The organism is Pseudomonas sp. NPDC086278 (assembly GCF_050280905.1).
GTDB lineage: Bacteria > Pseudomonadota > Gammaproteobacteria > Pseudomonadales > Pseudomonadaceae > Aquipseudomonas.
Window position 1 is genome coordinate 37,820 of record NZ_JBNNWE010000047.1, and the last position, 7,379, is coordinate 45,198.

The 7,379-nt window shown below is 60.6% G+C and carries 6 protein-coding genes; 3 read left to right on the forward strand and 3 right to left on the reverse strand.

What is annotated here, in order from left to right; genetic code table 11:
• Nucleotides 1-27: 27 nt before the first annotated feature.
• Nucleotides 28-1,479, forward strand: a complete 1,452-nt coding sequence (pyk, locus tag ACQKP4_RS16210; protein ID WP_427634679.1) for a pyruvate kinase — start codon at nt 28-30, stop codon at nt 1,477-1,479.
• Nucleotides 1,480-1,673: 194 nt separating this feature from the next.
• On the forward strand, nt 1,674-3,005 hold the full coding sequence (locus tag ACQKP4_RS16215) for a hypothetical protein (protein WP_427634680.1): 1,332 nt from the start codon (nt 1,674-1,676) through the stop codon (nt 3,003-3,005).
• A 215-nt stretch (nt 3,006-3,220) separates the two neighbouring features.
• On the opposite strand, the gene ACQKP4_RS16220 is transcribed toward ACQKP4_RS16215, so the two are convergent.
• Genes ACQKP4_RS16220 through ACQKP4_RS16230 form a run of 3 tightly spaced genes read right to left on the reverse strand, consistent with a single transcriptional unit; the run spans nt 3,221 to nt 6,036 of the window.
• Nucleotides 3,221-3,970 (reverse strand): enoyl-CoA hydratase, encoded by a 750-nt coding sequence (locus ACQKP4_RS16220; protein ID WP_427634681.1) that lies wholly within the window; start codon nt 3,968-3,970, stop codon nt 3,221-3,223.
• 31 nt (nt 3,971-4,001) lie between these two features.
• Nucleotides 4,002-4,937, reverse strand: coding sequence for an iron-sulfur-binding ferredoxin reductase (locus ACQKP4_RS16225; RefSeq protein ID WP_427634682.1), 936 nt, complete (start codon nt 4,935-4,937; stop codon nt 4,002-4,004).
• Nucleotides 4,930-6,036 (reverse strand): diguanylate cyclase domain-containing protein, encoded by a 1,107-nt coding sequence (locus ACQKP4_RS16230; protein WP_427634683.1) that lies wholly within the window; start codon nt 6,034-6,036, stop codon nt 4,930-4,932. Before ACQKP4_RS16230 ends, ACQKP4_RS16225 begins: the two co-directional genes overlap by 8 nt.
• Nucleotides 6,037-6,572: 536 nt before the next feature.
• On the opposite strand from ACQKP4_RS16230, the gene ACQKP4_RS16235 reads away from it, so the two are divergent.
• Nucleotides 6,573-7,379 (forward strand): fumarate hydratase (locus tag ACQKP4_RS16235; protein ID WP_427634684.1); only part of this gene is annotated, 807 nt, incomplete at its 3' end.

A 7,379-nucleotide genomic window follows, 5' to 3' on the forward strand; every position in this document is an offset into this window, starting at 1 on the left:
TCAGCGCTTGAACTCAGGAGTCTTTGCATGTCCGTCCGTCGCACCAAAATCGTCGCTACCCTTGGCCCGGCCAGTAACTCGCCGGAAGTTCTCGAACAGCTGATTCTGGCTGGCCTGGACGTCGCCCGCCTGAACTTCTCCCACGGCACCCCCGACGAGCACAAGGCTCGCGCGAAGCTGGTGCGTGACCTCGCCGCCAAGCACGGGCGCTTCGTCGCCCTGCTGGGTGACCTGCAAGGCCCGAAAATCCGTATCGCCAAATTCGCCAACAAGAAGATCGAGCTGAAGATCGGTGATCAATTCACCTTCTCCACCAGCCATTCCCTGACCGAAGGCAACCAGCAAGTGGTCGGCATCGACTACCCGGACCTGGTCAAGGACTGCGGCGTGGGCGACGAGCTGCTGCTCGACGACGGCCGCGTGGTGATGCGCGTCGATACCGCCACCGCCACCGAACTGAACTGCACCGTGCTGATCGGCGGTCCGCTGTCCGACCACAAAGGCATCAACCGTCGTGGCGGTGGCCTGACCGCTCCAGCCCTGACTGAAAAAGACAAGGCCGACATCAAGCTCGCCGCCGAGATGGAAGTCGATTACCTCGCCGTGTCCTTCCCGCGTGACGCCGCCGACATGGAATACGCCCGCCAACTGCGCGACGAGGCTGGCGGCACGGCCTGGCTGGTGGCGAAGATCGAACGCGCCGAAGCCGTGGCTGACGACGACACCCTCGACGCGCTGATCAAAGCTTCCGACGCGGTGATGGTGGCCCGTGGTGACCTGGGCGTGGAAATCGGCGACGCCGAGCTGGTGGGCATTCAGAAGAAAATCATTCTGCACGCACGCCGCCACAACAAGGCAGTGATCGTCGCGACCCAGATGATGGAGTCGATGATCCAGAACCCGATGCCTACCCGCGCCGAAGTGTCCGACGTGGCCAACGCCGTGCTCGACTACACCGACGCCGTGATGCTTTCGGCTGAAAGCGCCGCCGGCCTGTACCCGCTGGAAGCCGTGCAAGCGATGGCGCGCATCTGCGTCGGCGCGGAAAAGCACCCGACCAGCAAGACCTCCAGCCATCGCATCGGCAAGGTCTTCGAAAGCTGCGACCAGAGCATCGCCCTGGCGGCCATGTACACCGCCAACCACTTCCCGGGTGTGAAGGCGATCATCGCCCTCACCGAAAGTGGCTACACGCCGTTGATCATGTCGCGCATCCGTTCTTCGGTGCCGATCTACGCGTTCTCCCCGCACCGCGAAACCCAGGCCCGCGCGGCCATGTTCCGTGGCGTCTACACCGTACCGTTCGACCCGGCATCGCTGCCGCCTGAGCAAGTCAGCCAGGCCGCGATCGACGAGTTGCTCAAGCGCGGCGTCGTGGAGAAAGGCGACTGGGTCATCCTGACCAAGGGCGACAGCTACCACACCATCGGCGGCACCAACGGGATGAAAATCCTGCACGTTGGCGACCCGATGGTCTGAGTGACCGGCTGCTGAAAACCCAAAAGCCCCGCCATGTGAATGGCGGGGCTTTTTCAGTTAATGGGCTTCAGCTTTCGGTGATGGCGATGCGCCTACTGTCAACTTTGACAGTATCTATTTTTACTCCACGGTTTTACTAATGGCCCCTGCGCCCCAGGGCGATGGTATGACAGCACCCGACAAGGAGAGTAAAAATGGTGACTTGCGATTCAGATCGGTCAGTAAATATGGCGGGCAAAATTGATTTGCTGTTCGGGGTCAATGGCGTCGTTTCCGTCAACGTACCTGGCGCCCAAATATCAAATGTCAAAAACGTTGTAACCCGCACTGAGGACATCCTCTACGTCTGCGGAACCGCGCAAATCAATTTGGTATCGAAGTTTTTCATCACGGCGCTGGACTCCACAGGCAATGTCATTCCCGGTTTTGGCGACAGCGGGTATGTCATCGACCGGTTTGCTGAAGAAGCCGAAGCAGCCTACGGGAGCGAACTTATCCTGTCGGGCGACAAGCTGTTATTGGTTGGACATTCTTATATCGGTACTTCCCCTTTCCCCGCGCTGGCAAGGTTTGATCTGAATGGGAACATCGACACGACCTTTGGCGAAAACGGCCGAGGCAAGATTGTCCACCAGCTTCCCGGGCCGCCCGACGAAGTCTCCGGAAAGAACCCTCCAGACACCGTCGAACCTGGCTCAACGAACAACAGTCACGGACGGGCATGTCCGGCAAACATCCTGAGTGACGGGAAGATCCTGCTCTCACACTTTTTCTTCAGGATCGGAGCGCCAGCCTATGGCGTGATTGTCCGCACGCTGGCAAACGGTTCACTGGACACTGATTTCGCTGAAGAGGGCCTTCTGCCGGTCATCGCTCCAGGGTATGAAAACGCCCAGACCCAGACGCGGAGTGTCACCGTCGATTCCGAAGGACGATACGTAGTCTGTGGCAGTGTTAATGGACTCGGATCGGCACCTGCCAGCAGCTTTTTTGCTCGCTACAGCGATCAAGGTGTACTCGACAGCACATTCGGACCAAAGGGATTCCGGATCCTCCCGAGCCCGACCGGTTTCCCTGGTGGTTCAAGGGCCATGGCCATGATCCCGCTGGAGAAGGGCAAACTTTTTTGCTTTGGCAGGTCTGTCAATGACCCCTACGTCAGCCAGCTACTCATGCTGACCGAACGTGGCGAATTCGATCCTGACTTCAATCAGGGTGAACCGCTCAACACACAGCTGGCTGAAAGCAGCACGCTGTGGGAGTCGTTCACGCGCCAAAGCAACGGCAACTTTGTTGTTGTGGGGGGCATAGACAAAAAGAAGGAGTCTTTCGTTTTCGACATTGTTGTCGCCTGCTTTGATAGAACCGGAAAACCGGACCCGCATTTCAATGATGGGCTGGGCTGGGCGCGAACACGACTTAGCAAACTCACCGACGGTGCTTTGGCAGTCATCATTCAACGGGACAAAATTATTGTCGCCGGTGCATCGCAGGGCAAAGGCGTTGTGTTGCGTTATCACGGCTGACACCCGCAGCGTCGGGTCCGAGTGGTTGCATGCTTGAAAAACAAAAGCCCCGCCAGGTGAATGGCGGGGCTTTTTGGTTTTTGATCCGCAAGATGTGTTGCCCTGGCTGCCGCCTTCGCGAGCAAGCCCGCTCCCACAATTGGATCTGTGGCATCCATTAATCCCCTGTGGGAGCGGGCTTGCTCGCGAAGAGGCCCGCCGCATCACCACAAGGTTCAATGCCGGTTGATAAACCCCGACAGCGCCGCCAATGCTTCCGGCGAGCGCAGTCGCTGGCTGAACAGCGCGCCCTCCTCCTCGATCACTTTGCGGAGCAACTCCCGATCCGGCGCTTTCATCAATTGCTTGCTGATGCGCACAGCCTCGGTGGGCAGTGATTCAAACTTCAGCGCCATCTCCCGCGCCTTGGCCAGCGCCGCCTCGCCACTGCCCAACGCTTCGGTCGCAATGCCCCACTGAGCCGCTTGCTCGCCACTGAAACCTTCGCCCAGCAACAACAATTCCGCCGCTTTGGCATGCCCGAGCAATCGCGGCAGAATCAGGCTGGAACCGAATTCCGGGCACAACCCCAGATTGACGAAGGGCATGCGCAACCGCGCGTCGCGACTGACATACACCAGATCGCAATGCAGCAACATTGTGGTGCCAATGCCCACCGCAGCGCCGGCCACGCCGGCGATCACCGGTTTGCGGCACTCAAGCAGATTGAGCATGAAATGGAACACCGGGCTGTCGAGGTTGCCCGGCGGTTGCTGGATGAAGTCGGCGATGTCGTTGCCGGCAGTGAAGCACTCGGCGCTGCCGGTGATCAGTACGGCGTTGATTTCAGCATCGGTGTCCGCCTGCTTCAGCGCTTGCGCCAGTTGGCTGTACATCGCACGCGTCAGGGCATTTTTTTTCGCGGGACGATTGAGTCGTAAGGTCAGCAGACCGCGCTCACGTTCAAGTTGGATGGCATCGGTCATGGCGAGTCTCGCGTCGTTAAACCATCAGCGCTCAACCACGGGGAACAAAGACATCCGCCAGCAGTTGGTTGCGCGGCAATCCGGCCAGATACAGACGCCGGGCAAAGGCGTCGACACTGTCCGGGCCTCCGCAGACTAAGGCCAGTGTTTGCCGGGAAACAAGCCGCAGTTGCGCCAACGCCTGCGGCAACTCGGCCGGGGTCCAGCATTCGACACTGAGGTTTTCGCGCCCCTCGGCCATGGCTTGCAGGGGCTTGGCGAGGTAATGCTCAGCCGCGTCATGGGCAAGGTGAATGACCCGGATCGCGCCTTGATGATCCTGGCGCAGCGCTTCACGCAACACGCCAAACAGCGGCGCCAGACCGGTGCCGGCAGCCAGCAGCCACAACGGCCGGACGTGCCAGTCCGGGTCGTATTGCAGCGCCCCGCCGCGCAACTCGCCAAGGCGCAGCGAGTCGCCGATTTTCAACTGGCGGGCGGCGTCACTGAATTGTCCCGGCTGCCGGCAATCGAGGTGAAACTCCAGAAAGCGGTCTTCCTCCGGCAGGCTGGCCAACGAGTAGGGCCGAGCCACGTTGCCCGCCCACAACACCAGGTGTTGCCCGGCGCTGTAGCGCAACGGGCGCTGCGGCGTGAGGCGCAGACGCAATACGTTGGCGCTCAGCCAATCGACCGCTGCAACTTCAGCCGGGCGCCCGTCCGTTTGCGGGTCAAAGGTATGCACGTGCAAATCTTCAATGACCTGGCACTGGCACGCCAGACGCCAGCCTTGCTGACGCTGCTCGGCGCCCAAGGCATCGGGCCGGCTGTCGGCGGGCAATCCTCGCACGCATTGCACCAGGCACGCATGGCAACTGCCAGCGCGGCAACTGTAGGGCACAGCCACGCCGTTCTGATTCAAGGCATCGAGCAGGTTGCTGCCCGGCGCCACCGACCAGTGGCGCTCGCCGACGCGCAACTCAGGCATCGGCGTTCTCCCACGCCGCCGCGCAACGGTTGCGACCGTCGCGTTTGGCGCGGTACAGCGCCTGGTCGGCGCGCTGCAAGGCGTCATCGAGATCGTCACCCTGCTCCAGCAGGGTCATGCCGGCCGACAGACTGAGATGGCCGACTTTCAGGCCGATCAACTCGACATCGGTGAAGGCAATGCGCAACCGCTCGCAGCAGGACGTGAGGCGTTCGGCGTTGCAGTCGGGCAGCAACACCACAAACTCTTCGCCACCGTAACGGGCCAGCACATCACCTTCACGCAGGCAGGCGCTGGCTACGCCGGCAAAGGCTTGCAGCACCTGATCGCCAGCCGCGTGACCATGTACATCGTTGATGCGCTTGAAGTGGTCGAGGTCGATCAGCGCCAGGCCGTGCATCACGCCGGCGTCCATGCTGGTCAACTCGCGAGAGGCCAGGCGCAGGAAATGCCGGCGGTTGAAAAGGCCGGTGAGTTCGTCGGTGGCAACCAGGTCTTCGAGTTGGCGCATCATGCCGCGCAGGGTGTCTTGATGCGCCTGCAAGGCGAACCGGCGCTGCCGCATCCGCTGGCGCGAGGCCTGGACATAGCGCGCATAAAGCACCAGCCACACCAGCACGATGAACAGCACGCACACTTGCAACGCGGCGAGCGCCGGGTCGGTCAGCTCGAAGTGGTAGCCCTCCCACAACGTGATCGCGCTGAAACTGAAAAACACCAGCAGCGCACAGCGCACAAAAGCGCGGCGCGACAGATGAAACAGGCCGAACAACAGGATCAACACGTAGAACACCAGAAACGCGCCCCGTGCCTCGTCCATGTTGGCCATCAGCCAGGTTTGCCATCCCAGCCCGATCAGCACTTGCGCTTCCGTCAGGCTCGGGTCGGAGAAGCGCAAGTTGCAGCCGCTGTAGAACAACGCGAACAAGGCTGCCTGGCTGATGATCACCAACGCACTGCCAATGGCCACACTGGCCAACGGTTGGTGGTAATGCCCGGTGAAAAACGCCAGCCACAGCAATAACAAAGCCAGGGCATACGTGCCGGCTGCGAGGGCGAAGCGTTTGAGCAAAAGCCTTTGAATGGCGTTATGGGTCAATCGTTGACTCACCGTGCGAAATTAGGCTGTTTGAGTGTCCTACTCTACAGGCCGAACGCCACTTTAGTGGCGAGCCTGATAAATGACCATTCAATTTTCGGGGCAAAAAACTGGCGTCAAAAGCATGCCTCGAAGTGGTAACAATCCTGTGAGAGGTAGGGCTTGTCTGTGGAGGTCAGGCTTGTCTGTGGAAGTGGGGCTTGCCTGTGGATATCGGCTTGTCTGAGAAAGTCAGGCTTGCCTGTGGCGAGGGGGCTTGCCCCCGTTCGGCTGCGAAGCAGTCGTAATCTGTTGATGCGATCTGAAAAAGCCGGGGCCTGCTGCGCAGTCCAACGGGGGCAAGCCCCCTCACCACAGGCGACCAATGATTGACTGGCGGCGCGTGTGCAGGCCTGCGAGGCGCGTTATACTGCCGCGCCTTTTTAGCGTCGCGCCAGCAGCCCCGGCGTGCCTTGTAAAGGTGTTTGCGACCGACCGATGCACCCAAGCCGCAAGCACCTTATTGAATGTTCCCGTCTTTTAGAGGAGCGCGACTCATGACCGTGATCAAGCAAGACGACCTGATTCAGAGCGTTGCCGACGCCCTGCAGTTCATTTCCTATTACCACCCCGTCGATTTCATTCAGGCGATGCACGAAGCCTACCTGCGCGAAGAATCGCCAGCGGCCCGTGACTCGATGGCGCAAATCCTGATCAACTCGCGCATGTGCGCCACCGGTCACCGTCCGATCTGCCAGGACACCGGCATCGTCACCATCTTCGTTCGCGTGGGCATGGACGTGCGCTGGGATGGCGCCACCATGAGCCTGGACGACATGATCAACCAAGGCGTGCGCCAGGCGTACAACCTGCCGGAAAACGTCTTGCGTGCCTCGATCCTCGCCGACCCGGCGGGCGCTCGCAGAAACACCAAGGACAACACCCCGGCCGTGATTCACTACTCCATCGTTCCGGGTAACACCGTGGAAGTGGACGTGGCGGCCAAGGGCGGCGGCTCCGAGAACAAATCGAAAATGGCCATGCTCAACCCGTCCGACTCGATTGTCGACTGGGTGCTGAAGACTGTGCCAACCATGGGCGCCGGCTGGTGCCCGCCGGGCATGCTCGGTATCGGCATCGGCGGCACCGCCGAGAAAGCCGCGGTGATGGCCAAGGAAGTGTTGATGGAATCCATCGACATCCACGAGCTGAAGAAGCGCGGCCCGTCCAACCGTATCGAAGAGATGCGCCTGGAGCTGTTCGAGAAGGTCAACCAACTGGGCATCGGCGCCCAGGGCCTGGGTGGCCTGACCAGGATTCCCAGCACTTCTTCTTCAAACTGCCGGACTTCCAGGAAATGCTGC